The 25,253-nt window shown below is 68.9% G+C and carries 16 protein-coding genes, 1 tRNA gene and 2 pseudogenes; 14 read left to right on the top strand and 5 right to left on the bottom strand.

Features of this window, described 5'->3' with window-relative positions:
- Positions 1–85: 85 nt before the first annotated feature.
- From QM792_RS05655 to QM792_RS05640, 4 genes and pseudogenes are all read left to right on the top strand, one after another.
- Entirely contained in the window at positions 86–3,772 is a 3,687-nt protein-coding gene (locus tag QM792_RS05655; protein ID WP_415151587.1) for an RHS repeat-associated core domain-containing protein, read from the top strand.
- A gap of 805 nt (positions 3,773–4,577) precedes the next feature.
- Positions 4,578–4,982, top strand: coding sequence for a hypothetical protein (locus QM792_RS05650; RefSeq protein ID WP_415148350.1), 405 nt, complete (start codon positions 4,578–4,580; stop codon positions 4,980–4,982).
- A 20-nt stretch (positions 4,983–5,002) separates the two neighbouring features.
- Positions 5,003–5,866, top strand: coding sequence for an RHS repeat-associated core domain-containing protein (locus QM792_RS05645; protein WP_415148348.1), 864 nt, complete (start codon positions 5,003–5,005; stop codon positions 5,864–5,866).
- Positions 5,867–6,181: 315 nt separating this feature from the next.
- Positions 6,182–6,430 (top strand): annotated as a pseudogene (locus QM792_RS05640) (MerR family DNA-binding protein); the annotation flags it as partial.
- A 54-nt stretch (positions 6,431–6,484) separates the two neighbouring features.
- On the opposite strand, the gene QM792_RS05635 reads toward QM792_RS05640, so the two are convergent.
- From QM792_RS05635 to QM792_RS05625, 3 genes are all read right to left on the bottom strand, one after another.
- The gene (locus tag QM792_RS05635; RefSeq protein WP_415148346.1) at positions 6,485–6,991 is read right to left on the bottom strand and encodes a cyclophilin-like fold protein; all 507 of its coding nucleotides are present in this window, start codon (positions 6,989–6,991) and stop codon (positions 6,485–6,487) included.
- Positions 6,992–7,009: 18 nt separating this feature from the next.
- The gene (locus QM792_RS05630; RefSeq protein ID WP_415148344.1) at positions 7,010–8,140 is read right to left on the bottom strand and encodes an MFS transporter; all 1,131 of its coding nucleotides are present in this window, start codon (positions 8,138–8,140) and stop codon (positions 7,010–7,012) included.
- 211 nt (positions 8,141–8,351) lie between these two features.
- Positions 8,352–9,380 (bottom strand): alpha/beta hydrolase, encoded by a 1,029-nt coding sequence (locus tag QM792_RS05625; protein WP_415151586.1) that lies wholly within the window; start codon positions 9,378–9,380, stop codon positions 8,352–8,354.
- A 267-nt stretch (positions 9,381–9,647) separates the two neighbouring features.
- Between QM792_RS05625 and QM792_RS05620 the strand changes: the two genes are divergently transcribed.
- Complete coding sequence (locus QM792_RS05620) at positions 9,648–10,637, top strand: LysR family transcriptional regulator (protein WP_415148343.1); 990 nt, start codon at positions 9,648–9,650, stop codon at positions 10,635–10,637.
- 111 nt (positions 10,638–10,748) lie between these two features.
- On the opposite strand, the gene QM792_RS05615 is transcribed toward QM792_RS05620, so the two are convergent.
- Positions 10,749–11,396: a c-type cytochrome gene (locus QM792_RS05615; protein WP_415148341.1), complete on the bottom strand. Its 648-nt coding sequence runs from the start codon at positions 11,394–11,396 to the stop codon at positions 10,749–10,751.
- A gap of 96 nt (positions 11,397–11,492) precedes the next feature.
- On the opposite strand from QM792_RS05615, the gene QM792_RS05610 reads away from it, so the two are divergent.
- The 8 genes from QM792_RS05610 to QM792_RS05575 all read left to right on the top strand — a co-directional run bounded on the left by QM792_RS05610 (position 11,493) and on the right by QM792_RS05575 (position 22,704).
- Positions 11,493–12,335 (top strand): AAA family ATPase, encoded by an 843-nt coding sequence (locus QM792_RS05610; protein ID WP_415148340.1) that lies wholly within the window; start codon positions 11,493–11,495, stop codon positions 12,333–12,335.
- Positions 12,335–12,928 (top strand): GNAT family N-acetyltransferase, encoded by a 594-nt coding sequence (locus QM792_RS05605; protein WP_415148338.1) that lies wholly within the window; start codon positions 12,335–12,337, stop codon positions 12,926–12,928. The genes QM792_RS05610 and QM792_RS05605 overlap by 1 nt, the downstream gene beginning before the upstream one ends.
- A gap of 22 nt (positions 12,929–12,950) precedes the next feature.
- A complete protein-coding gene (locus QM792_RS05600) occupies positions 12,951–14,960 on the top strand; it encodes a S9 family peptidase (protein ID WP_415148336.1) in 2,010 nt (669 codons plus the stop codon).
- 43 nt (positions 14,961–15,003) lie between these two features.
- Positions 15,004–16,176: a vWA domain-containing protein gene (locus QM792_RS05595; protein WP_415148334.1), complete on the top strand. Its 1,173-nt coding sequence runs from the start codon at positions 15,004–15,006 to the stop codon at positions 16,174–16,176.
- Entirely contained in the window at positions 16,173–18,011 is a 1,839-nt protein-coding gene (locus QM792_RS05590; protein ID WP_415148332.1) for an autotransporter assembly complex protein TamA, read from the top strand. Before QM792_RS05595 ends, QM792_RS05590 begins: the two co-directional genes overlap by 4 nt.
- A gap of 116 nt (positions 18,012–18,127) precedes the next feature.
- Positions 18,128–22,219: a translocation/assembly module TamB domain-containing protein gene (locus QM792_RS05585; RefSeq protein ID WP_415148330.1), complete on the top strand. Its 4,092-nt coding sequence runs from the start codon at positions 18,128–18,130 to the stop codon at positions 22,217–22,219.
- Positions 22,220–22,254: 35 nt separating this feature from the next.
- Positions 22,255–22,329, top strand: a tRNA-Arg gene (locus QM792_RS05580).
- A 111-nt stretch (positions 22,330–22,440) separates the two neighbouring features.
- Complete coding sequence (locus tag QM792_RS05575) at positions 22,441–22,704, top strand: hypothetical protein (RefSeq protein WP_415148328.1); 264 nt, start codon at positions 22,441–22,443, stop codon at positions 22,702–22,704.
- Here QM792_RS05575 and QM792_RS05570 read toward each other — a convergent pair.
- Positions 22,685–24,313, bottom strand: coding sequence for an ABC transporter permease (locus QM792_RS05570; RefSeq protein WP_415148326.1), 1,629 nt, complete (start codon positions 24,311–24,313; stop codon positions 22,685–22,687). The two genes, QM792_RS05575 and QM792_RS05570, sit on opposite strands and share 20 nt — an antisense overlap.
- A 67-nt stretch (positions 24,314–24,380) precedes the next feature.
- On the opposite strand from QM792_RS05570, the pseudogene QM792_RS05565 reads away from it, so the two are divergent.
- A pseudogene (locus tag QM792_RS05565) lies at positions 24,381–25,112 on the top strand (ABC transporter ATP-binding protein); the annotation flags it as partial.
- Positions 25,113–25,253 lie beyond the last annotated feature (141 nt).

Below are 25,253 nucleotides of genomic sequence, written 5' to 3'. Positions count from 1 at the left end.
TTCGCTGGAAGCCCCAAAGCTCAGCCTTCTGAGAGGCCCCTGCCCTCCGACATCTCCGCCCAATTGTGCGAACCCGATGGTGGGGGTGACATTTGCGCTGCCCGATGGAACGCAGAAGTCATACACCCAGCACAACGGCGTCTACCGACCCAACGGCACATCCAGCGACGGCACGACCTGGGGCTATGTGACGAATGCGGGCGGATACATCACCGTCGTCATTGACAACAAAACCTATCGCTACAACACCACATGGACGGGCCTCGTGGGGACGGGCAGGCTCGTCGACGTTCTGCAAGACGGCCAAACCCTCTTCACGTACAACTACAACGCGAATGGAGAGCTCGCCTCCGTCGTGCACCGATCGGGACGCAGTGTCACATTCGGCTGGTCGAGCGGCCGCGTCATCACCGTCACCGATCCAAACAGCCGCGTCTGGAGTTACGCCTACAACGCGACTGGACTGCTCTCGCAGGTGACGCCGCCAGCGGGAACCCCTGGCGCGCGCACCTACCACTACGAGCACAGCGGCGACGCCACCTTGCTGACCGGCATCTCGATCGACGGCGTGCGCTCCACTCGCTATGCCTACGACTCGTCTCGCCGCGTCGTCAGCAGCGGCAAGGACAACGGCGAAGACGTGTCCACTTTCGTCTACGGCAGCAATGTCACAACGGTGACAGATGAGCTTGGCCAACCCACCAGCTACACCTTCCAGGCAGTCACCAGCAGCTTCAAGCGGCTGACAGCCGTGAGCCGCTCGGCCACCAGCACCTGCCCGTCGGCCGCCGCTAGCAAAGTCTATGACGCCAATGGCTTCATCGACTACACACTTGATTGGCGCGGCACCAAAACCGACCTTACCTACAACGCCAACGGCCAGCTCACACAGCGCATCCGTGCATCCTCAACCGGTCAAGCCTTTCGTGAAACCTATGTGTGGGGCGCCGGCTCGCAACTGGCCGAAGCCTATGTCTGGGGTGGCAACGGCAGCGCCTTCCGCAAGACCGCCTATACCTACGACGCCAAGTGGCGCGTCACGGGAATCAGCGTTACCGATCTGCGAACCGGCAAGGTGCGCAGCCAGACGATCGCCTACACCGATCACTCCAACAACGTCCTGGCCTCGAAGACCACGACCGTCAATCTGGGCTCGGCCACTGCGACCACCGTCGTCAACTACGGCTCGTCCGGCTACGTGAGCTCGATCGTCAACGCCGCAGGCCACACGACGACCTTCGGCGATCACAACGGCTACGGCCAGCCACGGATGGTCATCGACCCGAACGGTGTCGTCACGACGCTCGCCTACGATGCGCGCGGCAACGTCATCTCCACCGCCACCGGACTGCCCAACGGCAGCCGCAGCGTCACTTCCACCTACAACGGGTGGAACCTGCCGCTCTCGGTACAGGCCAGCGGCTACGGCGCCGTGGGCTACAACTACAACAGCGCGGGGCGGCTCGTTTCCGTCAGCTTCGCCGGCGAAGCCGTCAGCCTCGGGCTGGACGTTCCGACCCGCAGCACGAGCGTCGCGTCGGCCCGGCATGTGCCGGGCTTGTCCGGCTCCACGCCGGTCGCGACGGCCGGCGGCAGCTTCTATGCCAGCCAGATCAGCGACAGCCTCGGGCGCCTTCTGCAACGGCCCGGAAACAGTGGTCAGTTGCTCACCTATGGCTACGACAACAACGGCAATATCACCAGCGTGAAGAACGCAAGAGGCCACCTCACAACCTACACCTACGACGAGCTTGATCGCATCGCGACGACGTCGACCGGCATCGACGGGGCGACTGTGTACACGTATGACGCCGACGGCAATCTGTGGAAGGTTACCGACCCCCGAGGGCTGGTCACCGAATATAGGTACAACGGCTTCGGAGATGTCACTACACAGATCAGCCCGGACACGGGCACCACGACCTTCGACTACGACGCCGGAGGTCGCCTGGCAAGCGAATCGCGTGCGAACGGCAAGGTGATCGCCTATACCTACGATGCTTTGAACCGCCCGACGTCCAGAACGTCAGGGGGCGTCACGGAAAGCCGCACCTACGATGAGGGCGCCTATGGCAAGGGGCGGTTAACGCGGCTGAACGACGCGACTGGGCAGACCACCTACGCGTACAGCGCAGCCGGAGAACTGATACAGCAGGTCACCAACGTCTACGGCAATACGTTCAGTACGGGCTGGGCCTATGACACGGCCGGACGCCTGGTGTCGATGAGCTACCCCACAGGGCTGAGTCTGAGCTTCGGTTACGACGGCTACGGGCAGCTCAGCGGGGTTTACAGCAATCTCGGCGGCGCCTGGTCCACGCTCGCCGACTCGTTCCTCTACCAACCTGCGGGCGGTTGGCGCTACGCTTGGCGCTTCGGCAACAACCTTCCGCGCCTGATCACACTCGACAGCGACGGTCGGGTCGCGCAACTGACCGGCGGCGGCGCGCAGAACGTGAGCCTCGGCTACAGCAACATAGACAAAATCGACTCGCGCAGCGACGCCTTCTACCCTGATCTGAGCGCTTCTTATGGGTACGACCAGACCGGTCGACTGGGTTGGGTTGCCGGGACTGACGCTCAGGCTTTCGGCTACAACACGAACGGCAACCGCAAATCACACTTTCGCCAAGGCGTGACCTATGGCATCACCCGGGATCCAGGAAGCAATCGCCTGAGCGCATGGACCAGCCCAGGCTTGACGCGCTCGTTCGGCTACGACGCGGCGGGCAACCTGACAACCGAGAGCCGCAGCGACGGCTCGCGCAGCTACGCCTACGACGCCTTCGACCGGCTGACCGGCCTGACGGTCAACGGCAGCTTCACCGGCGACTACCGCAACAACGCGCTGAACCAGCGCGTCTACCGCGGCGTGGCGGGCACCGGCACGGCCTACGGCTACGGGCCGGGCGGCGAACTGCTGTACGAGGTCGGGCCGAACACGACAGCGTATGTGTGGATCGGCGCAGAACTGCTGGGCATCGCGCGCGGCGGGCAGTTCTATGCCAGCCACAACGACCAGATCGGGCGACCGGAGGTGCTGACGAACGCGGCAGGAACAATCGCGTGGCGCGCCGCCAATGCGCCCTTCGACCGCAGCATCGCCGTCGACACCATCGGCGGAATGAACGTCGGCTTCCCAGGTCAGTACTACGACTCCGAGAGCGGGTTATGGCAGAACTGGCATCGGTACTACGACGCGAGCATTGGGCGTTATACGCAGTCGGATCCCATTGGACTCGCGGGCGGGATCAATACCTACGCATATGTGGGCGGGAATCCGATTAGTTATGTAGACCCTGATGGTCAGTTCGCACACATCGTTGTGGGCGGAGTGATCGGTGGAATCTCCGGCTTAATAGGAGCCTTGAACGATCCTTGTGCGACGGGTGGCAGTTTGCTTCAAGGTGCGGCGGTTGGTGCTGCAGTCGGAGCGGCCTCCGCTGCGGTGCCGGTTGGAGGGACGATCTTCGCAGCGGCTGCGCGAAATGCTTTGGCCGGGGGAGCAGGGAACGCGGCAGGTCAACTCGTGAGTGGTGGCTCCTTCAGCGGGAGACAGGTGGTCGCTCAAGGAGTTGTCGGCGGAATCAGCGGTGGCGTAGGCAACCTGACCGCAATGAGCACTGGCATCGGTTTGGCCAGCGTGACCAGCCAAGGTGTCGGCACTACCGCCGCAATTGCCACGAGTGCTGCACTCAACCTTGGGATGCCCTCCAATGCCGGGGGTGTCCGTTCCTCCGGCGGTAGTGGTAGTTGTACCTGCGGCAGGTAGAGGAAGGTAGATGTTGACCTATCTTCTGCTCCATTCGCTGTTCGGTATCGTCGCTGGCGGAACGCTTCGATACTTGCGTCGCCCAGGCGGTGAGACGTCGAAGGGGCGATCGTGGCTTGCGTATGTCATTGGTGGCGGATTGTGCTTGGCATTGGCTGCGGCCATCGGTCGATTCCCTAGTCATGAAACAGTCGAAGAGTCCTGGCGCATATGGGGTGTTGTGCTGCTGGTTGCCGCATTCTTGAGTGTCGGTTTTGTCAAGCGTCGCCCTTGATTGATTGCTCACCAATACCTACGCATATGTGGGCGGGAATCCGGTTAGCTTGATTGACCCGACGGGCGAGTTTGGCATTCCGGGAGCCGTTGCCGGCGGCATCATTGGCGGCATCAGTGGCGGGCTAGGTGCAGCAGCGACCGGCGGGAACGTCTGGCGCGGTGCTTTGCTAGGTGCTGCATCCGGGGTATTCGTAGGTGGAACCGGCGCATGGATTGGCTCATCAATCCTCGGGCAATCGGCATTGCGTGCAGCAACAGGTGCGATTGGCAATGCTCTTGGACAGATGCAGAGCATCGGCGACCCCTGCTTCACGGGGGTGAACGGGGGTGCTATTGCTGGTTCCGCTCTGGGCGGAGCGCTTGGAGGCGTGGTATCCCCTGGTGCATGGGGAACGCAGTTTTCTGGCTCGATGGGAAGTCAAGTGGCACAACGTGCTGCTGCAGGCCTGCCCGGGTCGGGACTCTCTGCTGCGGTGGGCCTAGCCGGCAATCGAATGGGCGCGAGCGAAGCAAAATGTGGATGCGGCAAATGAACCCTGATACTCGTTGGAAAGTGTTTGCGGCCTTGGGCGGCGGGGCTTTCGTTCTTGGTCTCTATGCCGTATGGAAAACTTGGCTCTACTTCAATGCCAGCGCGGATGGGATGGGGGCCGCTGTCTTCGGCTGCGTAGCTCTTTGTTTGTTGCTGGTTGCTGGTTTGCACTGGTACATGGCAGCAGGGTTCAAGGTCGGGAGGCTTGACCTCGTAACGGGCTCGATGTCCGCTGCAACTTTGCAGCAAGGCCATCGCGCCGTTGTAGCAGCGGCAAAGGTCCAGTTCCTTCGGAAGCTCGATGCTGACAATTCGAGCCTCACAGCAAACGACCGGTATGTCTTCTTTGTCTGCAGCTATCGACCTTGGGTGTGCAAAGAGGCCGATTTCCAAGTCGTCTGATGCTACGACTTGGCGACGGGATGACCGGCCTGACGGTCAATGGCAGCTTCACCGGCGACTACCGCAACAACGCGCTGAACCAGCGCGTCTACCGCGGCGTGGCGGGCACCGGCACGGCCTACGGCTACGGGCCGGGCGGCGAACTGCTGTACGAGGTCGGGCCGAACACGACAGCGTATGTGTGGATCGGCGCAGAACTGCTGGGCATCGCGCGCGGCGGGCAGTTCTATGCCAGCCACAACGACCAGATCGGGCGACCGGAGGTGCTGACGAACGCGGCAGGAGCAATCGCGTGGCGCGCCGCCAATGCGCCCTTCGACCGCAGCATCGCCGTCGACACCATCGGCGGAATGAACGTCGGCTTCCCGGGTCAGTACTACGACTCCGAGAGCGGGTTGTGGCAGAACTGGAATCGGTACTACGACGAGAGCACGGGGCGGTACACGCAGCCGGATCCCATCGGGCTGGCCGGAGGGATCAATACCTACGCATATGTGGGTGGGAATCCGATCTCTTTTGCGGATCCTTGGGGGCTATGTAGTTGCATAGCTGTTCTTGGCACCAAGGAGGACTTGATGGCCAAGGACACATGGTGGGGAGGTCAGACACGAGAGGTGTCCGGGACGTATCAATGTACCGACGACGACAAGAAGGAGTCGATCATTAAGAAGGCTACCTCGTCGGAGTGGTGGATGCATCCGATGAAGAATGACAACGGACGAGAAGGCAATCTGATTGGCCAGCAGTACGGAACTGCACAGTTCAATAGCTACACGATGAGCTATTGGTATCCGCAGGCTGGTTACGCTTCGTTTGATCCGCTGCGCAGCTCGCCGCGCTCCCCAGAGTTAGTCAATTGGGCGAAGTCGTGCGGCTGCAAATGACTCGTGCCCCAGGTTGGGCGAAGTTCGGCTTTGCGCTTGCAGTGCTCGCCGTCGTTTGGGTGGTCTATCTCCTTGCTGTATTCGAGTCATACGCAACGGCGGAAATTGAGAACTGCTCGGACCGAAAGCTCTACGAACTGATTCTGAAAGAAAAGGGCGTTCCCATACGCATGCTGACTCCGAGCAGATTTGAGTTCAGGGGCGCCGCAGCCAAGCGAATCGAAGAATTGAAGAGGGCGTACGAAGAGCGCAAGAGAACCACCCCGCCAGCAGAAATGCCGAAATGCCCATAGGCACGGTGCCTGCGGCTGTGGCCGCGCGCGCGACCTCGGCTTCGGCCTGCCCGAGATCGAGACCCTGCTCGGCCTGTGGCGCAACCGCCGGCGCAGCAGCAAGGACGTCAAGCGCATCGCGCTGGCGCACGCCGATGATCTGCAACGCCGCATAGCCGAGATGCGCGCGATGCAGCGCACGCTGCAGCACCTGGCGCATTGCTGCCACGGCGACGAGCGGCCGGACTGCCCGATCCTGGACGATCTGGCGGGGGGACGGGCTGGACCCTAGCCGGGCGGTCGCAGCAGCAACAGTTCCGCTGTCGAGTCTTGCTCGGCCTGAGTCTCACTGGCTAGCAAATGCCACGCGCACGCCCTTCGATCCCAGCGCGGCGGCCAGACCAGCGGGGTCGTCCACGCGACCGATGCGGGTGTACGCGTAGTTCGAGCTGAAGGTCGCATAGAAGACAACCAGGGTATCCGAGCCATAGAGCAGCAAATCCCCATTGCGGATCGTTCCCGGCCGACTGGCGTTCGTGGGCAATGCCTTGGGCAACTGCCCGTACTTCTCATTGCCATTGAGTTCTTCCATGTCCAGCGTCAGCGGCAGCAGTGCCGCGAACGCACGGGCGGCTTCGCTGTCGGCCAGGGTGATGGCGAATCGTTGTTCGCCGACGCTCATCCACATGCGTGACTCTCTGGGATTTTCGAGTGGTGCCCGAGTCTGCGGGACGGTAGCGATGAGAGGACTGCCCAGCGCCGAGGGCTGGCCGGCTTCGCAGGCGCCCGGCACCGGCAAGCTGAGCAGCAGGCTCGTGCCGTGCAGGCCCAGGATTCGGTGGAATTTACCCATGGTCATGGTTCCTTGGATTCAAGCCGTCTTGGCTGCTGCCGACCATGACGCCATGAACGTGAGCAACGCGGCGATCAGCAACAACACCGCACTGGCGGCGAAGGTGCTTTGGTAGCCGCTCGCGTCGAACAACATGCCGCCCACCGTGGAACCCAAGGCGATCGACAACTGGATGACTGCCACCATCAGCCCGCCGCCCGCCTCGGCGCTCATGGGCATGGCCTGAGCGATCCAGTTCCACCAGCCCACGGGCGCTGACGTGCCAAGCAGGCCCCACAGGGCCAGCAGTGCCGCGACGGGTACGGCCCAGGCCCCCACGGGGATCAGGATCAGGGCGACCACGGCCATCAGGATCGGAATCACCACCAGCGTGCCGTAGAGGCAGCGCTTGAGAATCAAGCCAATCAGGGCGGTGCCGATGAATCCCGCGACGCCGATGGCGAGCAGGACGAGCGACAACGTGGCCACGTTGACGCGCGTGACCGTTTCGAGGAACGGGCGCACATACGTGAAAAGCGTGAACTGGCCCATGAAGAACAGACTGCAACCACCCATACCCAGCGCAACAGCTCGATTCCTGAACAGCTTGAACACATTGCCGGAGCCAGGCGCTCGGTCGTCGGCTTTCATGGCTGGCAGGCCGATCCATTGCCAGGCGAACGTGAGCAGCGCGACCGGCACCAAGCACCAGAACGCCCCCCGCCAGCCGATGACGGAACCGAGCCAGGCGCCCAGCGGGGCCGCCACGACGGTGGCCAGCGCATTGCCGCCATTGAAGATCGCCAGGGCCTTCGGCACCGAGCTGGCGGGCACCAGCCGGATCGCCACCGCAACCGACATCGACCAGAAGCCGCCGATGACCACGCCGATGAGCGCGCGGCCGGCCAGGTAGATCGGATAGTTCGGTGCCAGCGCGATGACGGCGCCGGAAATGCCCATCAGCGCGGTCAGCGCCAGCAGCAGCGTCTTGCGGTTCATGCTGCCCGCCAGCGCCGGAATCGACAGGCTGGTCAGCACTGCGAAAGCGCCGGAGATGGCGATGCCTTGACCGGCCAGCCCTTCGGTGACACGGAGGTCGTCCGCAATGGGCGGCAACAGGCTGACGGGCAGGAATTCGGAAGCGATGAGTGTGAACACGCACAGCGTCATCGCAAAGACGCCGCTCCAGTGGGCGGGTTCTGCGCGTGCCTCCTTCGAGGTCGATGTGGCGCCAGTGCAGGTACTGCGGGCTTGATCTGTCATGAAATCCGTTGTTGCTCTGTGCCCGCAGGCTCAAGAGAATGGCCGCGTCAGTCGATCCGGACGGGCGCGGCCATGGATGTGGCGCTGACGTGGTTCAGCTCATCGGATGCTGCGCCACTCAAGCCAGGTGTTGCTTGAAGAACGCCGTCAGCTTGTCGAACGGGATCCTGTCCTTCCGGTCGTACAGGTCAACGTGATTCGCGCCCGGAACGATCACCAGTTCCTTCGGCTCCGCCGCCGCCGCATAGGCGGTTTCGCTGAAGTAGCGCGAGTGCGCCTTCTCGCCGTGAACCAAGAGGATCGGGCGCGGCGAAATCTCCTTGATGTAAGTGAGGATCGGCATGTTCATGAACGACAGCGGCGTGGTGACCGTCCAGGCGTTGCCGGAGTTGACCGCACGCGGGTGGTAGCCGCGCGGCGTGCGGTAGTAGTCGTGGTACTCGACCAAGAACTGCGCCTCGCCGCCGTTCAAGTCGTTGTAGGGCGGCTGGTAGGCAGAGGCACCGCTGTCCGCGTCCTTCCAGCGTTGCCGGCTGAGTTGCTCCAGCGTCTGCGTGCGCTGCGCCAGGGTCACGCTGTCGTTGTAGCCCTTGGACATGACGCGCGTCATGTCGTACATGGTGCTGGCGACAACGGCCTTGACGCGCTTGTCCACCGCCGCAGCATTCAGCGCCATGCCGCCCCAGCCGCAGACGCCGATGATGCCGATCCGTTCACGGTCAACATGGGGTTGCAGACCAAGGCAATCCACCGCAGCGCTGAAATCTTCGGTGTTGATGTCGGGCGAGGCCACGTTGCGCGGCTCGCCACCACTTTCGCCGGTGTAGGAGGCATCGAAAGCCAGCGCTACGAAGCCGCGTTCCGCCATCGTCTGCGCATAGAGACCCGACGACTGCTCCTTCACGGCGCCGAAGGGGCCACCCACGGCAATCGCGGGGAGCTTTCCGCTGGGGTTCTTCGGCTGGTACAGGTCGCCCGCCAAGGTGATGCCGTAGCGGTTCTTGAACGTGACCTTCTTGTGGTCAACCTTGTCGCTCTTGGGAAACGTCTTGTCCCATCGAGTGCTCAGCGTCGCCTGCGACTGTGCAAATGCCGGGCGCATGGCAACCGCCCCGACACCCACGGCGGCCATTCCGGTGGCGGTCATCTTCAGCAAGCTGCGGCGGCCCACGTCAGCCTCATCTTGGAGAACGGCGCAGCCGGCTTCATGGCTCTCGATCACGGTGAATTCCTTTCCTGCTCAACTCGGGAAGGCAGCATGCATGCGCCGCGCGATGAAGCTGCTGGCGGCGCGCAGAACTGCCTTTTTTCATGCCCTGCATCTTCGCGACGGAAGGTGCGCTTGACTAGCTAATGAACAATTAAAGACCATATAAGCCAGACTAATCAGTCTTCGTGAGAAACTGAATTCATCATGGTCAAACGCAACCTCAACGACCTCCTTTACTTCGTCACGGTGGCACGGGAAGGCAGCTTCACCCGCGCGGCGGGGTTGCTGGGCGTCACGCAGTCGGCATTGAGTCAGGCCATCAGCGGGCTGGAGACACGACTGAAGATTCGGCTGCTCACGCGCACGACGCGCAGCGTGGCGACCACGGCGGCGGGCGAGCGGCTCGTGCAAGCCATCGGCCACCGCTTCGACGAAATCGACGCCGAATTGGACGAGTTGACCGAGATGCGCGACAAGCCGGCGGGAACGGTGCGGATCACCTGCGGGGATCATGTGCTGCGAACGACACTGCTGCCCAGGCTGGCGCCCCTGCTGCGCGAGTATCCCGACATCAAGGTGGAGTTCGACGTGAACTACGGCTTCCGCGACATCGTGGCCGACCGTTTCGACGCTGGCGTGCGGCTGGGCGACACCATCGACAAGGACATGATCGCCGTGCCGATCGGCCCGCAGCTACGCATGGCCGTGGTCGCCTCACCCGCCTACTTCGCGGCGCACCCCAAGCCGAAGAACCCGCAGGATCTGATGAAGCACAACTGCATCAACATGCGGATGCAGTCAGGCGGCGGCCTGTACGTCTGGGATTTTCAGAAGCGGGGCCGGCAAGTCAACGTGCGCGTGGATGGGCAGCTTGTTTTCAACACCTCGCCCAACATGGTGGATGCGGCGCTGGCCGGCCTCGGCATCGCATGGCTGCCGGAGGAAGAATTCGCGCCGCACATCGAGCAAGGCCGACTGGTTCGCGTGATGGAGGACTGGTGCACCCCGTTTGCCGGCTACTACCTTTACCACCCCAGCAGGCGGCAACCTTCACCCGCCTTTTCGCTCGTCGTGGATGCTCTGCGCTACACGAAGTCGAGCGGAGAATCCTCGATCCCCCGCTATGAACGCCTCCAGCGTGTGCGAGTCGCGGTTGACGATGATCCGCACCGGCAGGTCCGGCCGCTCGGCTAAGGCCGGCTGGATGTTCATGTTGCCCCGGGTCAGCGAACTACCGGGCTGGAGTCATCGTGGAACAAAAAAGCCGCTGGACCCCAGCGGCTTCTTGCATCGGCGCGCGAACCCTCAGCGGAAGCGCGACTCCGGCACGGTCTTCAGGTCGCCCGGCAGCGAGGCGAGGTAACCCGCCAGCAGCTTCAGCTCGGCGTGGCTGAAGGGCTTGGCCATGCCGGCCATGATCGCGTTGGCGCGGCCCACCTGGCTGTTGTGGTCGGTCTGGTAGGCCCGCAGCGCCACGTAGAGGTAGTCGGCGTACTGGCCCGACAGCTTGGGGTAGCTCGGGTCGATCGGCTTGTTCAGGTTCTCGCCGTGGCACGAGGCGCAGTTGCCCTTGGTCAGCAGCTCGGCCACCTGGGCCGGCGGGGTGGGCGCGGCGGCGGCGGCGTTGGCGGCCGGGCCGCCGTTGGTTTCGTAGAACGCGCCGAGGTCGGCCATGTCCTGCTCGCTCAGCGAGGCGGCGATGCCGCGCATCGTCGGATGCTTGCGCTCGCCCTTCTTGTAGGCGGTCAGCGCCGAGACGATGTACTTGGCGCCCTGGCCCGAGATCATCGGCACCTTGTGGATCTCGGGGAAGCTGGCCTGGTAGCCGGGGATGCCGTGGCAGCCGATGCACATCGCGGCCTTCTTCTCGCCGGCCTGTGCGTCCTGCGCCGATGCGCCGCCCGCGAACGCGGCGGCAGCCAACACGAAGATGGTCGAAAGGGCTTTGTTCATCGTCAATCGGGGCGCATGTTTCGGGGTCAGCGGGCGATTATAGGGGCGCCGATATACTGGCCCGACCGCACTTTCCCGCCCCAAGGCACCGCGCTCATGAAGTTCCAAGGTTCGGAGAACTACGTCGCCACCCAGGACCTGATGCTCGCGGTCAACGCGGCCATCACGCTGAAACGGCCGCTGCTGGTCAAGGGCGAGCCCGGCACCGGCAAGACGATGCTGGCCGAGGAGGTGGCCGCCGCGCTGAAGATGCCGCTGCTGCAATGGCACGTCAAGAGCACCACCAAGGCGCAGCAGGGCCTGTACGAGTACGACGCGGTGAGCCGGCTGCGCGATTCGCAGCTCGGCGACGCGCGCGTCAAGGACATCCACAACTACATCGTCAAGGGCGTGCTGTGGCAGGCCTTCAGCGCCGAGCACCCGGTGGCGCTGCTGATCGACGAGATCGACAAGGCCGACATCGAATTCCCGAACGACCTGCTGCGCGAGCTGGATCGCATGGAGTTCTACGTCTACGAGACGCACGAGATGGTGCGCGCCAGGCACCGCCCGCTGGTGTTCATCACCTCGAACAACGAGAAGGAGCTGCCCGACGCCTTCCTGCGCCGCTGCTTCTTCCACTACATCAAGTTCCCCGACGCCGACACGATGCAGAGCATCGTCGACGTGCACTTCCCCGGGCTGAAGAAGGAGCTGCTCGCCGCGGCGCTGAGGAACTTCTACGAGGTGCGCAACCTGCCCGGGCTGAAGAAGAAGCCCAGCACCTCCGAGCTGCTCGACTGGCTGAAGCTGCTGGTGGCCGAGGACATTCCGCTCGAGGCGCTGCAGAGCAAGGACGACAAGGTCGCCGTGCCGCCGCTGGTGGGCGCGCTGCTGAAGAACGAGCAGGACGTGTCGCTGTTCGAGAAGCTGGTGTTCATGCAGAGGCACAACCGCTGATGCGGCCCGTCGAGCCGGTCACGCTAGAGCGCGCGCCGGTGCGGCTGGTGCCGCTGGACTTGGCGCACGAGGACGGTCTCGCGCGCGCCGCCGCCGACGGCGAGCTGTGGAACCTGCGCTTCACCTCGGTGCCCGAGCCCGGCGCCACGCGCGCCTACATCGAAGCCGCGCTGCGAGGCCGCGAGCAAGGCCACCGCCTCGCCTTCGCGGTGCTCGACAGCGCCAGCGGCGAGGTGATCGGCAGCAGCAGCTACCACGACATCGTGCCGGCGGTCGAGCGGCTGGAGATCGGCTACACCTGGTACGCCGCGAGCCGCCAGCGCAGCGCCGTCAACACGACGGCCAAGCTGCTGCTGATGCAGCACGCCTTCGAGACGCTGGGCGCCAGGCTCGTCGGCTGGCGCACCGACAACTACAACTTCGCGAGCCAGCGCGCCATCGAGCGCCTGGGCGCGCGCAAGGACGGGGTGCTGCGCCACCATGCGCCGCGCCGCGACGGCACGGTGCGCGACACCGTGATGTACAGCCTGGCCGCCGGCGAGTGGCCGGAGGTCAAGGCGCAGCTGCTGTGGCACCTCACGCGGCCGCGCTGAACGATTCCGCGAGGAGGCGGCGATGGCGCGAGCAGACGGCAGGAAGACGACGAGCGTCGACGATCTGTGGAAGTTCGAGCGCCTGGGCGCGCCCGCGCTGTCGCCCGACGGCGCGCAGGCGGTGTGCGCGCTGCAGAGCTGGTCGATGGACGAGAACCGCGGCCAGACCTCGCTGTGGCTGCTGTCCACCTTCGGCGGCGGCCCGCGCCGGCTGACGAGCTGCGGCGAGAAGGACGGCCAGCCGGCCTGGTCGCCGACCGGCGAGCGCATCGCCTTCCTCGCGCGGCGCGAGCAGCAGGGCCACAAGGACGACGGCGCGCAGCTCTACACGATCGCGCCCGACGGCGGCGAGGCGCGCCGCGCCAGCCACTTCGCGCCCGGCATCGAGGCCTTCAAGTGGCTGCCCGACGGGCGGCGCGTCGCCTTCGTCGCCTGGGTCTGGCCCGAGCTGCGCGGCGCCGCGGCGCAGGCGCGGCGCTTCAAGGAATTCAAGGAGCGCAAGGAAAGCGGCTACGCCACCAGCGAGGCGCAGTACCGCTACTGGGACCACCACGTGCCGATGGGCCGCGTGGCGCACCTGCACCTGCTCGACCTCGCCAGCGGCCGCGTGGTCGACCTGTTCGAGGGCACGCCCTACGAACTCTCGCGCGCCGAGCCCGACGCGAACTGCTTCGACGTCTCGCCCGACGGCCGGCGCATCGTCTTCGCCTTCGACCCCGGGCAGGAGAAGCGCATGGACAACTGCCGCGCGCTGGCCGAGGTCGAGCTGCGCACGCGCCGCATCACGGTGCTCGCGCAGGACAAGGGCTGGGACATGGACGCGCCGCGCTACGCCCCCGACGGACGGCGCATCGCCTTCCTCGCCGCGCACCAGGGCCGCAGGCACACCCTGCCCAGCCAGCTCGCGCTGCTGGAGCGCGGCGAGCGCTGGAAGGTGCTCAGCGCCGCCTGGGACCACTCGCTGCACGCCCCGCTGCGCTGGGACGACGACGGGCAGGGCGTGTGCTTCGCCGCCGAGCACGAGGCGCGCAACCACCTGTGGCGCTTCGACCTGCGCTCGCGCGGCGCGACGCGCATCTTCCCCGGCGGCTGGGTGCAGGGCTTCGACGTGGCCGGCGGCGTGGTCGCGGTGACGGCCGACGCGATGGACCACCCGGCGCGGCTGCACGCGCTGCGCGACGGCGAGCCGCCGCGCCGGCTGGAGCGCTTCAACGACGAACTGCTCGCCACGCTGAGGTTCGGCACGCACGAGGACGTGCGCTTCAAGGGCGCCAACGGCGACGCGGTGCAGATGTGGCTGGTGTACCCGCCGGGCTTCGACGCGCGCCGCAAGTACCCGGTGCTGCACAACATCCACGGCGGCCCGCACGCCGCCAGCGGCGACACCTTCCACTACCGCTGGAACAACCATGCGCTGGCCGCGCAGGGCTACGTGGTCGCCTGCGTCAACTACCACGGCTCCAGCGGCTTCGGCCACGCCTTCCTCGACAGCATCACGCACCGCTGGGGCGCGCTGGAGCTGCAGGACATCGAGGCCGCGACGAACTGGCTGCTGAAGAAGCCCTGGGCCGACCGGCGGCGCGTCTTCGCCAGCGGCGGCAGCTACGGCGGCTACCTGGTCGCGTGGATGAACGCGCACGTGAAGCCGGGGCGCTACGGCGCCTACGTCTGCCACGCCGGCTGCTTCGACTGGGTGAGCATGTTCGCCGAGGACGCCTACACCTGGTTCCCGCGCGAACTCGGCGCGAGCTACTGGGACGACATGGCGCGCGTGCACGCGCAGAGCCCGCACGCCTTCGCCGCGAAGATGGCGACGCCGACGCTGGTGATCCACGGCGCGCTCGACTACCGCGTGCCCGACGCCCAGGGCCTGGCCTACTACAACACGCTGAAGGCGCGCGGCGTGGATGCGCGGCTGCTGTGGTTCCCCGACGAGAACCACTGGATCCTCAAGCCGCGCAACTCGAAGCTCTGGTACGCCGAGTTCTTCGCCTGGCTCGCGCGCCACGACCACCCCGCGGCGAAGCGCTGACGCGCGGCCGCGTGTATCCTCGCCGGCAGGACGCCGCCCCGCCATGCTGATCAACTTCTTCTACGCGCTGCGCGCCGCCAAGCTCAAGGTCTCGATCAAGGAGTTCCTGGCGCTGCTCGAAGGCCTGAAGCAAGGCGTGATCGACAACTCGGTCGACCAGTTCTACTACTTCGCGCGCACCGCGCTGGTGAAGGACGAGGCGCAGTTCGACAAGTTCGACCGCGCCTTCGCCGCCTACTTCAAGGGCGTGGAGCTGCTCACCGACTTCACGAAGGACGTGCCGCTCGAGTGGCTGCGCAAGCACCTCGAGCTGGAACTGACGCCCGAGGAGAAGGCGGCCATCGAGAAGATGGGCTGGGACGAGCTGATGCAGACGCTGAAGAAGCGCTTCGAGGAGCAGAAGGAGCGCCACGAGGGCGGCAACCGCATGATAGGCACCGGCGGCACCAGCCCCTTCGGCGCCTACGGCTACAACCCGCAGGGCATCCGCATCGGGCAGGACAAGGGCCGCAACCGCTCGGCGGTGAAGGTGTGGGACCAGCGCCAGTACAAGGACTACGACGACACGCTGGAGCTGGGCACGCGCAACATCAAGGTGGCGCTGCGCCGGCTGCGCCGCTTCGCGCGCGAGGGCGCGCAGGAGGAGCTGGACCTCGACGACACCATCCGCAGCACCGCCGCCAACGCCGGCTGGCTCGACATCAAGATGGTGCCCGAGCGCCACAACAAGGTGAAGGTGCTGCTGCTGATGGACGTGGGCGGCACGATGGACGAGCACATCCACCGCGTCGAGGAGCTGTTCAGCGCCGCCAAGAGCGAGTTCAAGCACCTGGAGTTCTATTACTTCCACAACTGCGTCTACGACTTCGTGTGGAAGAACAACCGGCGCCGCTACAGCGAGAAGTTCCCGACCTGGGACGTGATCCGCAAGTACAACAAGGACTACAAGCTGATCTTCGTCGGCGACGCGACGATGAGCCCCTACGAGATCCTGCAGCCCGGCGGCAGCGTCGAATACAACAACGAGGAGCCGGGCGCCGAGTGGCTGCAGCGGCTGACCCAGGCCTTCCCGAAGTTCGCCTGGATCAACCCCGAACCGCAGGGCGTGTGGGGCTACCGCCAGAGCATCGCCGTCGTGCAGCAGCTCATGAACCAGCGCATGTTCCCGCTCACCTTGCAGGGGCTGGAGTCGGCGATGCGCATGCTGAGCAAATGACCCGCGCCGCGGCGGCGCTCGCCCTGGCGCTGCTGCTGTCGGGCTGCGCGGCGCTCGAGGGCGCGCGCGACGAGCCCGCGAAGGACTCGGCCGGCGCCGCCGCCCCGGCCCGCGCCGCCTACCGCCTCGAGGTGATCGCGCCCGACGCGCTGAAGGCGCTGCTGGGCGAGTACCTCGACCTGGCGCGCTTCCAGAACGCACCCGACACCGAGGCCATCGACGCCAGCGAGCTGACGCGCCTGACCGCCGCCGCGCCGGCGCAGGCGCGCGCGCTGCTCGAGACCGAGGGCTACTTCGCGGCGCAGGTGCAGGCCGTGCGGCGCGTGGACGACGACGGCGTGCCGGTGGTCGAGATCCGCGTCGAGCCCGGGCCCCGCAGCGTCGTCGAGCGTGTCGACTTCGCGGTCGAGGGCGAGCTGAAAACGCTCGCCGAGCAGCCCGGCTCCGAGGCCGCCGCGCTGCTCGCCTCGCTGCGGCGCGGCTGGCCGCTGCAGCCGGGCGAGGCGTTCCGCCAGCCGGCCTGGTCGTCGGCCAAGACCGCCACGCTGGCGCGCGCGCGCGCCGAGGGCTACCCGGCGGCGTCGTGGAAGGACACCGAGGCGCGCGTCGATGCCGAGCGCCACCAGGTGGCGCTGGCCGTGACGCTGGACAGCGCGGCGCTGTACCACCTCGGCGCGTTGCGCATCGAGGGGCTGGAGCGCTACGACGAGAGCGCGGTGCGGCGCCTGGCCACCTTCTCCGCCGGCCAGCCCTACAGCGAGAAGCTGCTGCTCGACTACCAGGAGCGCATCGTCAAGCTCGGGCTGTTCGACAGCGCCACCGTCGAACTCGACGCCGACCTGTCCGACCCGGCCGCGGCCGCCGCCGCGCCGGTGCGCGTGCGCGTGCACGAGCTGACGCTGCAGCAGGCGACGGTGGGCGTGGGCGTCAGCGCCAACACCGGCCCGCGCGTGACGCTGGAGCACCGCCACCGCCGGCCCTTCGGGCTGAACTGGGTGGCGACCAACAAGTTCGAGATCGGCTCGACGCTCAAGTCGTGGACCGGCGAGCTGATCTCGCATCCGCTCGACGACCTGTACCGCAACCTCGTCGCCGGCCACGCCGAGCGGCTGAGCACCGGCGACGAGGTGCGCACCGCGTGGACGGGGCGGATCGGCCGCACGCAGGACTCGCAGCGCATCGAGCGCACCTACTTCCTGGAGCTGACGCACGCGCGCGTCGACAACCCGGCCGGCCGCACGCGCAGCGAGGCGGTGACGGCCAACTACCACTGGATCTACCGCGATCTCGACAGCATCCTGCTGCCCACCGACGGCTACACGCTGTCGCTGCAATCGGCGATCGGGCGCTCGCGCAACTCGACGCTGGACAACGGCCCCTTCGGGCGCGGCTACGGCCGCCTCACACTGTACCGGCCGCTGGGCAGCGCCTGGTACGGCAGCCTGCGCCTCGAGGCCGGGCAGATCTTCGCGGCCGACCGCGTGGGCGTGCCCGACACGCTGATGTTCCGCGCCGGCGGCGACGACTCGGTGCGCGGCTACGCCTACCGCACGCTGGGCCCGCTGGTCGACGGCGAGGTCAGCTCGGGCCGCATGCTGTTCACCGGCAGCGCCGAGATCGCCCGGCCGGTCTCGGCCAGCATGCCCTCGCTGTGGTGGGCGGCGTTCGTCGACGCCGGCAACGCCGCCAACCGCTGGAACGCGCTGACGCCGGCCTGGGGCTACGGCCTGGGCCTGCGCTGGCGCAGCCCGGTCGGGCCGCTGCGCGTCGACCTCGCCTACGGCGAGGAAGTCAAGCGCGTTCGCATGCACCTGAGCGTCGGCATCGCGTTCTGATGGCCCCCCCCCGCAGCGCCTCCGGCACTCCCCCCCAGGGGGGCGCCACCAGCGGACCGGCAAAGCCGGCTCCGCGGCGGCGGCTGGGCGCACGGCGCCTGGTCGCCTGGGGCCTGGTGCCGATCGCCGCGCTCGCGGCGCTGCTGGCGGCGGCGCTGTGGATGCTGCGCACCGAGGCCGGCAGCGCCTGGGCGCTGGCGCGCGTGCCGGGGCTGCGCGCCGAGGGCGTGGCCGGCGCGCTGCTCGGCGAGCTGCGCATGCAGCGCCTGACCATCGCGCTGCCGCGCGGCGGCTCGGTGCTGGCCGAGGGCGCCGGCTGGAGCGGGCTGGAACTCGACCTCGCCTGGGGCGAACGCCCGCGCCTGCGCATCGCGCGGCTGGCGGCCGACCGCATCACGGTGACGCCCGGCGCGCCGGACCCATCGCCCGCGCAGGCGCCGACCTCGCTGGCGCTGCCGTTCGCGCTGGACATCGCCGCGATCGAGGTCGGCACGCTGGCCGCCGCGCCGCTGGGCGAGACGCCGCTGACGCAGTTGCGCGCCGCGCTGCACCTGGGCGCGGACGACGGCGCGCGGCACCGCGTGGAGGGCCTGTCGGCCCGCTACGGCCGGCTGCGCGGCCAGGGCGGGCTCTCGCTCGGCACCGCCGCGCCGCTGCCGCTGGACGCCACGCTCGCGTTGACGCAGGAAGGCGCCATCGCCAACGCGCAGTGGTCGGCCCGCGCCACGCTGGCCGGCGCGCTGGCGCAGCCGCGCCTGCAAGCCACGCTGCGTGCCGAGCCGGCCGGCGCCCCCGGCGCGCCGCCGCGGCCGGCGCAGACGCTGGACCTGGACGCCACGCTGCACCCCTTCGAACCCTGGCCGCTGGGCGAGCTGCGCGCACGCGCCCAGAGTCTGGACCTGTCGGCCCTGCATGCCGCCGCGCCAGCCACTGCCCTGAGCGGCGAAGCCACCGCGCGCACGCGCGCCGCCGACCAGCCGGCCGAGCTGAGCGCCACGCTCGACAACGCCACGCCGGGCCTGTGGAACGAAGGCCGCCTGCCGCTGCGCCGCCTGACGCTGGACGCCCGCGCGCGGCCCGACGACCCCGGCACGCTGGAACTGCGCGCGCTGGACGCCGAACTGGGCAACGCCAGACAGCCCGCCGGGCGCCTGCAAGGCCACGGCCGCTGGGCGCCGGACGGCTGGACGCTCGCCGCCACGCTGGCCGCGCTGCAACCCGACCGGCTCGACGCGCGCGCGCCGGCGATGCGGCTGTCGGGCCCGCTCACGCTGGCCGGCAGCGCGCCGGCCGAGGCGGCGCAGCGGATCTCGGCGCGCGCCGAGCTGAGCGGCTCGGTGCGCGAGCGCGGCGGCGAGCGCCCCGCCAGGGCGCAGTTCGACGCCGAATGGCAGCGCGACAAGGGCGCCGACCGCATCGAACTGCGCAGCGCCGAAGCCGCCAGCGGCGGCGCGCTCGCGCGGCTGGCCGGCCACGCCAGCCGCAGCGCGCCCGAGGCCGCGTGGCAGGCGCAGGGCCGCGCCACGCTGGCCGAGTTCGACCCGGCGCTGTGGTGGCGCGGGCGCGAGGATTCGCCGTGGCGGCGCGGGCCGCACCGGCTCAACGGCAGCGCCGAGTTCGATCTGACGCTGCCGCGCGCCAATGCGGCCGGCGCGGCCGGCGCCGCGCTCGACCGCCTCGCCGCGCTGCGCGGCCGCGCCGCGCTCGACATCGCCGACAGCCGGCTGGCCGGCGTGCCGCTGCACGGCCGCATCGAGCTGCAAGGCGACGGCACGGCGCTGCGCGGCAGCGCGCAGGCCGAACTCGACGGCAACAAGCTCGACGCGCAAGGCCGCCTCGCCGCCATGGGCCACGGCGCCGACGACCGCTGGACGCTGACGCTGGACGCCCCCGCGCTGGCGCGCCTGACCCCGCTGGCCAGGCTGGCGGGCGGCGACGCCACCGAACTGGCCGGCACGCTCAACGCACGCGCCGAGGCCAGTGGCCGCTGGCCGGCGCTGACCACGCGCGGCGAGGCGAACGCCGCCTCGCTGCGCGCCGGCGACCTGCAGGTGCGCAGCGCCACGGCGCGCTGGCAGGCCGGCACGGCGCTGGACGCGCCGGTCGACGCCGAGGCCGAGCTGGCCGGGCTCGCGCTCGGCGCGGCGCGCTTCGAGTCGGCCCGGCTGCGCGCCCAGGGCAGCGGCCGCGAACACCGCCTCGAACTGGCCGCCAGCACCAGCGCGCGCCCGCCAGCCTGGGCCGACGCCTTGCAGCCCGGCGCGGCGGCGGGCGACGGCACGACGCCGACGCGCATGCGCCTGCTCGCCCAGGGCGGCTTCGTCGGCGGCGCGGCCGGCGCCGTAGCCGGCTGGCGTGGCGCCGTGCAGCAGGTCGACGCGCGTCCGGACGGCTCGAGCGCCGCCTGGCTGGCCGCGCGCGACGTGGCGCTCGAAGTGCTGGGCCTGGACGCCGGCCCGGCGCGGCTGCTGCTGCAGCCCGGCCGCGCCGAGGTGTTCGGCGCCGCGCTGCGCTGGAGCCGCGTCGCCTGGGCCGCGGCGCAGCCCGGCGCGGCCGCGCAGATCGACGCGCAGGCCGAGCTGGAGCCGCTGGCCGTGGCGCCGCTTCTGCAGCGCCTGCAACCCGAGTTCGGCTGGGGCGGCGACCTGCGCCTGCGCGGCCACCTCGTGCTGCGCAGCGCGCCGAGTTTCAAGGCCGACATCGTGGTCGAGCGCGAGCGCGGCGACCTGACGGTGACCGACGAAACCGGCACGCAGTCGCTCGGCCTGAGCGACCTGCGCCTCGGCCTGGACGTGGCCGACGGCACCTGGAGCTTCACGCAGGGCCTGGCCGGATCGACGCTGGGCGTGGCGGCCGGCGCCTTCGTCGCGCGCACCTCGCCGCAGGCCACCTGGCCGGCGCCCGACACGCCGGTGTCGGGCGTGCTGGAGCTTCGGGTGGCCAACCTCGGCACCTGGGGCACCTGGGTGCCCGCCGGCTGGCGCCTGGGCGGCGCGCTGCGCGTCTCGGCCGGCATCGGCGGGCGCTTCGGCGCGCCCGAATACACCGGCGAGATGCAGGGCAGCCAGCTCTCGGTGCGCAACTTCCTGCAAGGCGTCAACGTGCGCGAGGGCGAAGTCGCGATCGCGCTGCAAGGCGACCGGGCGCGCATCGAGCGCTTCACCGCGCGCGCCGGCGACGGCTCGCTGAGCCTGAGCGGCGACGCGGTGCTGGGCACGGCGCCGCAGGCGCGGCTGCAATTGCAGGCGCAGCGCTTCCAGTTGCTGGGCCGCGTCGACCGGCGCATCGTCGCCAGCGGCAACGCGCGGATGCAACTCGAGCGCGAGCGGATGGTGCTCGACGGCCGCTTCGACGTCGACGAAGGCCTGATCGACTTCTCGAAGAGCGACGCGCCGACGCTTTCCGACGACGTGGTGGTGGTGCGGCGCCCGGCCGGCAACCCGAACGCCGCCGCGCCGCCGCCGCCGGCCGGCGCCGCGGCGGCCACGCCGCTGCGCCTGCCCAGCCCGGCGCTGGATCTGCGCGTCGACCTCGGCCGCAAGCTGCGCCTGCGCGGCCGCGGCCTGGAAACGGGGCTGGAAGGCGAGTTGAGACTCACTTCGCCGAGCGGCAAGCTGGCCGTGGACGGCACCGTGCGCGCCGTCGAAGGCACGTACGCCGCCTACGGCCAGAAGCTGGAGATCGACCGCGGCAACCTCGTCTTCAACGGCCCGGCCGAGAACCCGCGCCTGGACATCGAGGCGACGCGGCCCAACCTCGACGTGCGCGTCGGCGTGCAGGTCAGCGGCAGCGCGACGAACCCGCGCGTGCGGCTGTTCTCCGAGCCGGAGATGAGCGACATCGACAAGCTCTCGTGGCTGGTGCTCGGCCGCGCCAGCGACGGCCTGGGCCGCGCCGACACCGCGCTGCTGCAACGCGCCGCGCTGGCGCTGCTGGCCGGCGAGAACCCCGGGCCGACCGACGAACTGCTCAAGACCATCGGCCTGGACGAGATCTCGGTGCGGCAAAGCGACGGCGAGCTGCGCGAGACCGTGGTCTCGCTCGGCAAGCAGTTGTCGCGGCGCTGGTACGTCGGCTACGAGCGCAGCCTGAACGCCACCGCCGGCACCTGGCAGCTCATCTACCGCATCGCCCAGCGCTTCACGCTGCGCGCCCAGTCGGGCGAGGACAGCTCGCTGGACGTGATCTGGACCTGGCGCTGGAACTGAGATCCTGGCCGGCCGGAATGCGAGAATCCGCGCCTCTCGCCGTAGCACAAGGGATAGTGCAGCCGCCTCCTAAGCGGCAGATCCAGGTTCGAGTCCTGGCGGCGAGACCAGGATCCCCGACTTCAAGCTAGGGATTCGCCAACGCAGGAATCGTCCGGGCGCCGTACCATGCCGCTGCGGCCGACCCTCTTCCACCATCCGGCCGCAGGGGGCGGTACACCATGGCGCGATTCACGGCGAACAAGCAGCAGCCGGCCAAGCTGGTCTGGCGCATCACGCCCAATGCGCCGCAGGGCGAGTACATCGACCCGCGCCAGGTGGTCGCCGCGCCGGCCCCGGTGGAGGCCAAGACCAAGGTCGACCCGCGCGAGAACGGCTGGCTGGCTTCGTCGCTCGAACTGCTCGGCGGCGTGCGCGTCAGCGAGGCGCCGCTGGACACCCTGCCCGGCGAGTTGATCGAGGAATTCATGAACTCGCGGCGCTGAGCGCGCGCTCCGGCCGCAGCGAGCGCGACAGCAGCAGCACGGGCAGCAGCCCCACCACGACGATCGCCAGCGACGGCAGCGCCGCCTCGCCGAGGCGTTCGTCGCGCGCCAACTGGTAGGCCACCACCGCCAGCGTGTCGCTGTCGAAGGGGCGCAGCACCAGCGTGGCGGGCAGTTCCTTCATCACGTCGACGAACACCAGCAGCAGCGCCGCCAGCGCGGCGCGGCGCAGCAGCGGCGCGTGAAGTTCGGCGAACAGCCGGCGGCGCGAGGCGCCGAGCATGCGCGCCGTCTCGTCGACCGAGGCCGGCACGCGCGCGTAGCCGGCCTCCACCGATTGCAGCGCCACCGCCGAGAAGCGCACCAGGTAGGCGTACATCAGGCCGAACAGCGTGCCGGTGACCAGCGCCGTCGTGCCGCCCTGCGGGAAATGCGCCTGCAGCCAGCCCACCGGCAGCAGGATGCCCACCGCGATCACCGCGCCGGGCACCGCGTAGCCGAGCGAGACCACGCGCGCGGCGCCGCGCAGCACGCGGCTGTCGCGCAGGCGCAGCGCGAAGCCGAGCGCCAGCGCGATCGCGGTGGCCATCAGCGCGGCCAGGCCGGCGAGCTTGAAGCTGGTCCACGACCACTGCGCGAAGCGCGCCAGCGGCAGGCCGAACTCGCTCTGCCCCGCCTCCAGCCACACCAGCCGCAGCAGCACGGCCACCGGCAGCACGAAGCCGAGCAGCACCGGCAGCGCGCAGGCCGCCAGCGCCAGCGCCGCGCGGCCGCCGCGCAGCGTGATCGGCCTCGCCTCGGCGGCATGCTGCGCGCCGCGCCGCGCGGCGGCGAAGCGCAGCCGCTTCTGCGCGCGCTGCTCGATCCACAGCAGCAGCGCCACCAGCGCCAGCAGCAGCGAGGCGAGCTGCGCCGCTGCGTCGCGGTCGAACATCACCAGCCAGGCCTTGTAGATGCCGGTGGTGAAGGTCGACAGGCCGAAGTAGGAGCCGACGCCGTAGTCGGCCAGCGTCTCCATCAGCGCCAGCGCGACGCCGGCGGCCAGCGCCGGCCGCGCCAGCGGCAGCGCCACCTCGCGCACGCGGCGCAGCGTGCCGGCGCCGAGCAGGCGCGCCGCCTCCATCAGCGGCACGGCGCGCTCGCCGAGCGCGGCGCGCGTCAGCAGGTAGACGTAGGGGTACAGGCACAGGATGAACATCGCCGCCGCGCCCCACAGGCTGCGCACGTCGGGCCACAGCGCGCCCTGCGCGCCGCTGGCCTCGCGCAGCCAGCCTTGCAGCGGCCCGCTGTATTGCAGGAAATCGGTGGCGGCGTAGGCCAGCACGTAGGCCGGCATCGCCAGCGGCAGCAGCAGCGCCCACTCGAAGACGCGCCGCAGCGGGAACTCGAACAGCGCCACCAGCGCGGCGGTGGCGCCGCCGACCAGCGCCACGCCCACCGCCACCGCCAGCGCCAGCAGCAGCGAATTGAGCGCGTACTCGGGCAGCACGGTGTCGAACTGGTGGCGCAGCACCGCGAGGCCGGCGGCGTCGAGCGCCAGCCACGACCCCAGCACCCCGAGCACGGGAACGGCGAGCAGCAGGCAGGCGACGGTCAGCAGGCGCGACATGGGCGGGCTCGCGCGGCGCGGGCCGCTGCAAACGATTCTCGCTCTTGGAGGCCGATATCATAGGTCGATGTTTCTCGCGGTCGAGCACGCCAGCGTCGTCTACCCGGGCAGCGGCGCCGCCCGGGCCGCGGTGCGGGACGTCTCGCTGACGCTGCCGCGCGGCGGCATCGGCGTGCTGATCGGCCCCTCGGGCTGCGGCAAGACCTCGCTGCTGCGCGCGGTGGCCGGGCTGGAGCGGCTGGCCGCCGGCCGCATCACGATCGACGGCGAAGTGCTGGCCGACGCCGCTTCCGGCGCGCACGTCGCGCCGGAAGCGCGCCGCGTCGGCATGGTGTTCCAGGACTACGCGCTGTTCCCGCACCTGAGCGTGCAGGCCAACGTCGATTTCGGCATCCGCCACCTGCCCGGCGCCGAGCGGCGCGCTCGCACCGCCGAGGTGCTCGAGCTGGTCGGCCTGGCGCAGGCCGCGCAGCGCGCGCCGCACCAGCTCTCCGGCGGCCAGCAGCAGCGCATCGCGCTGGCGCGCGCGCTGGCGCCCAAGCCGCGCCTGCTGCTGCTCGACGAGCCCTTCTCCAGCCTGGACGTCGAGCTGAGCGAGCGCCTCGCGCTGGAGCTGCGCGCGATCCTGAAGCGCACCGGCACGACGGCGCTGTTCGTGATGCACGACCAGCTCGAAGCCTTCGCGGTCGGCGAGCGGATCGGCGTGATGCACGGCGGCCGGCTCGAGCAGTGGGACGAACCCGCCGCGCTCTACCACCGCCCGGCGACGCGCTTCGTCGCCGACTTCATCCGCCTCGGCCAGCGCGTCGACATCCGCGCCGAGGTCGAGCGCGTGGTGAACGCGGCGCGCGCGGCGGGGTGAGCGCCCAAAGCCGCCCGCCACGTGCAACTTTCCCGGGCGTGCCGGGCTCCAAGCCGGGCCCGAGTTCTATACTGGCCG

The organism is Piscinibacter sp., from assembly GCF_047600445.1.
Classification (GTDB): domain Bacteria; phylum Pseudomonadota; class Gammaproteobacteria; order Burkholderiales; family Burkholderiaceae_C; genus Piscinibacter.
Note: the sequence above shows the minus strand (reverse complement) of the source record. Positions and strands in the feature narration are given on the sequence as shown.

Coding starts and splice junctions, on each gene's coding strand:
- QM792_RS05650 (WP_415148350.1), top strand. CDS start 4,578: ATGAACCCTGATACTCGTTGGAAAGTGTTTGCGGCCTTGGGCGGCGGG.
- QM792_RS05645 (WP_415148348.1), top strand. CDS start 5,003: ATGACCGGCCTGACGGTCAATGGCAGCTTCACCGGCGACTACCGCAAC.
- QM792_RS05635 (WP_415148346.1), bottom strand. CDS start 6,991: ATGGGTAAATTCCACCGAATCCTGGGCCTGCACGGCACGAGCCTGCTG.
- QM792_RS05630 (WP_415148344.1), bottom strand. CDS start 8,140: ATGACGCTGTGCGTGTTCACACTCATCGCTTCCGAATTCCTGCCCGTC.
- QM792_RS05625 (WP_415151586.1), bottom strand. CDS start 9,380: ATGACCGCCACCGGAATGGCCGCCGTGGGTGTCGGGGCGGTTGCCATG.
- QM792_RS05620 (WP_415148343.1), top strand. CDS start 9,648: ATGGTCAAACGCAACCTCAACGACCTCCTTTACTTCGTCACGGTGGCA.
- QM792_RS05615 (WP_415148341.1), bottom strand. CDS start 11,396: ATGAACAAAGCCCTTTCGACCATCTTCGTGTTGGCTGCCGCCGCGTTC.
- QM792_RS05610 (WP_415148340.1), top strand. CDS start 11,493: ATGAAGTTCCAAGGTTCGGAGAACTACGTCGCCACCCAGGACCTGATG.
- QM792_RS05605 (WP_415148338.1), top strand. CDS start 12,335: ATGCGGCCCGTCGAGCCGGTCACGCTAGAGCGCGCGCCGGTGCGGCTG.
- QM792_RS05600 (WP_415148336.1), top strand. CDS start 12,951: ATGGCGCGAGCAGACGGCAGGAAGACGACGAGCGTCGACGATCTGTGG.
- QM792_RS05595 (WP_415148334.1), top strand. CDS start 15,004: ATGCTGATCAACTTCTTCTACGCGCTGCGCGCCGCCAAGCTCAAGGTC.
- QM792_RS05590 (WP_415148332.1), top strand. CDS start 16,173: ATGACCCGCGCCGCGGCGGCGCTCGCCCTGGCGCTGCTGCTGTCGGGC.
- QM792_RS05575 (WP_415148328.1), top strand. CDS start 22,441: ATGGCGCGATTCACGGCGAACAAGCAGCAGCCGGCCAAGCTGGTCTGG.
- QM792_RS05570 (WP_415148326.1), bottom strand. CDS start 24,313: ATGTCGCGCCTGCTGACCGTCGCCTGCCTGCTGCTCGCCGTTCCCGTG.